1 protein-coding gene is annotated in these 576 nt (G+C 65.6%); it reads right to left on the reverse strand.

Annotation, left to right across the window (positions count from 1 at the left end; genetic code table 11):
- The coding region (locus tag JMF90_RS39685) for a peroxidase family protein (RefSeq protein WP_305790787.1) at positions 1-576 on the reverse strand (576 nt) is incomplete at both ends.

Here is a 576-nt window from a genome sequence, read left to right on the forward strand (position 1 = left end):
CCGAGCACGCGCAGGCCACCGATCAGCACCGTCATCTCCGGCGCCGATAGCGAAAGCAGTTGCGCCTTGTCGATCAGCAACTTCTCTGCCGGGATCGTATAAGCACCTTTCAGGTAGTTGCGGAAGCCGTCAGCGATCGGCTCGAGAACCGCCATCGAATCGACATCCGTCTGCTCGGCGCTTGCGTCGCCGCGCCCCGGCGTGAACGGCACCGTGATCTCGACCCCGGCTGCTGCTGCGGCCTGCTCGACACCCGCATTCCCCGCGATCACGATCAGGTCGGCCAGCGAAACCTGCTTGCCGCCCGTGGCCGCACGGTTGAATTCCACCTGCAGCGCGCCCAGCACCTCCAGCACCGTGGCCAGTTGCGCCGGCTGGTTCACTTCCCAGTCCTTCTGTGGCGCGAGACGCACACGCGCGCCGTTCGCTCCGCCGCGCTTGTCCGAACCGCGGAACGTCGAAGCCGACGCCCACGCAGTGGAGACCAGTTCTGAGACCGACAGACCCGATGCGAGCACCTTGGCTTTCAGCGCGCTCACATCCTGTTCGTCTACCTGGGGATGATCCGGCATCGGA

This window comes from Burkholderia sp. E168m23 (assembly GCF_016586125.1).
GTDB lineage: Bacteria > Pseudomonadota > Gammaproteobacteria > Burkholderiales > Burkholderiaceae > Burkholderia > Burkholderia orbicola.